Below are 2,070 nucleotides of genomic sequence, written 5' to 3'. Positions count from 1 at the left end.
GTGGTTTGTTGTTTGTCAACTCAATAGTGTGCCTAGTTTGTTGATACCGAAAAGTATTTGTATTTTTTGGTTGATGGCCTGATGCTCCGGGTGTTTTTCCCGTTTCCTGGGGTGTTGGGTGTCAGCTAGGATCCCGCGACCGTGTGCTGGTTTCTTTGTGGAACTGGTGGGTTGTGGTTTCTGTCATGGTTTTTGACGGAGAGTTTGATCCTGGCTCAGGACGAACGCTGGCGGCGTGCTTAACACATGCAAGTCGAACGCTGAAGCTTGGGTGCTTGCATCTGGGTGGATGAGTGGCGAACGGGTGAGTAATACGTGAGTAACCTGCCCTTGACTCTGGGATAAGCCTGGGAAACTGGGTCTAATACTGGATACTACACTCTCTCGCATGGGGGGGTGTGGAAAGGGTTTTACTGGTTTTGGATGGGCTCACGGCCTATCAGCTTGTTGGTGGGGTAATGGCCTACCAAGGCGACGACGGGTAGCCGGCCTGAGAGGGTGACCGGCCACACTGGGACTGAGACACGGCCCAGACTCCTACGGGAGGCAGCAGTGGGGAATATTGCACAATGGGCGAAAGCCTGATGCAGCGACGCCGCGTGAGGGATGACGGCCTTCGGGTTGTAAACCTCTTTCAGCACGGAAGAAGCGAAAGTGACGGTACGTGCAGAAGAAGCGCCGGCTAACTACGTGCCAGCAGCCGCGGTAATACGTAGGGCGCAAGCGTTGTCCGGAATTATTGGGCGTAAAGAGCTCGTAGGCGGTTTGTCGCGTCTGCTGTGAAAGCCCGGGGCTTAACCCCGTGGTGTGCAGTGGGTACGGGCAGACTAGAGTGCAGTAGGGGAGACTGGAATTCCTGGTGTAGCGGTGAAATGCGCAGATATCAGGAGGAACACCGATGGCGAAGGCAGGTCTCTGGGCTGTTACTGACGCTGAGGAGCGAAAGCATGGGGAGCGAACAGGATTAGATACCCTGGTAGTCCATGCCGTAAACGTTGGGCACTAGGTGTGGGGGACATTCCACGTTTTCCGCGCCGTAGCTAACGCATTAAGTGCCCCGCCTGGGGAGTACGGCCGCAAGGCTAAAACTCAAAGGAATTGACGGGGGCCCGCACAAGCGGCGGAGCATGCGGATTAATTCGATGCAACGCGAAGAACCTTACCAAGGCTTGACATACACCAGACCGGCCCAGAGATGGGTTTTCCTCTTTGAGGTTGGTGTACAGGTGGTGCATGGTTGTCGTCAGCTCGTGTCGTGAGATGTTGGGTTAAGTCCCGCAACGAGCGCAACCCTCGTTCTATGTTGCCAGCACGTGATGGTGGGGACTCATAGGAGACTGCCGGGGTCAACTCGGAGGAAGGTGGGGATGACGTCAAATCATCATGCCCCTTATGTCTTGGGCTTCACGCATGCTACAATGGCCGGTACAATGGGTTGCGATACCGTGAGGTGGAGCTAATCCCAAAAAGCTGGTCTCAGTTCGGATCGTGGTCTGCAACTCGACCACGTGAAGTCGGAGTCGCTAGTAATCGCAGATCAGCAACGCTGCGGTGAATACGTTCCCGGGCCTTGTACACACCGCCCGTCAAGTCACGAAAGTTGGTAACACCCGAAGCCGGTGGCCTAACCCTTGTGGGGGGAGCCGTCGAAGGTGGGACTGGCGATTGGGACTAAGTCGTAACAAGGTAGCCGTACCGGAAGGTGCGGCTGGATCACCTCCTTTCTAAGGAGCAGGCCCAGCAGCCGTGTGGTTGCAGCCGGTATCTGAGTTCATCAGGTGCTGGTGATCAGTGGCCGCCACGCATCAGCGCAGTAACGTGTTGGTGGTGGTTTGCTCATGGGTGGAATATCAACAGGCGTACATGCGCTCCCCGCGCACGGGAACCCCGCGACATCATGTTGTGGGTGGTGTGTGGTGGTGGTTGTGGTGGCACATTGTTGGGTTGTCGATCAACAAGCCCAATGCTCAGATGAATCTGTTGGTCGATCCGTGAGGATCGGACGGTGGTGGTGTGGGTGTTGGTTGTTGGTTCTTCCCGGAACACTACTGAAGCCAGCGGTTGCTGGTG

General features: G+C 56.0%; 1 protein-coding gene and 1 rRNA gene. Both read left to right on the top strand.

What is annotated here, in order from left to right; all coding sequences use genetic code 11:
• Nucleotides 1-192 precede the first annotated feature (192 nt).
• Nucleotides 193-1,724 (top strand): 16S ribosomal RNA (locus EWV37_RS15370).
• A gap of 67 nt (nt 1,725-1,791) precedes the next feature.
• Nucleotides 1,792-1,995, top strand: a complete 204-nt coding sequence (locus tag EWV37_RS15365) for a hypothetical protein (RefSeq protein WP_129702502.1) — start codon at nt 1,792-1,794, stop codon at nt 1,993-1,995.
• Nucleotides 1,996-2,070: the final 75 nt, after the last annotated feature.

Source organism: Kocuria carniphila, assembly GCF_004136555.1.
In the GTDB taxonomy this organism is placed as follows: domain Bacteria; phylum Actinomycetota; class Actinomycetes; order Actinomycetales; family Micrococcaceae; genus Kocuria; species Kocuria carniphila.
Note: the sequence above shows the minus strand (reverse complement) of the source record. Positions and strands in the feature narration are given on the sequence as shown.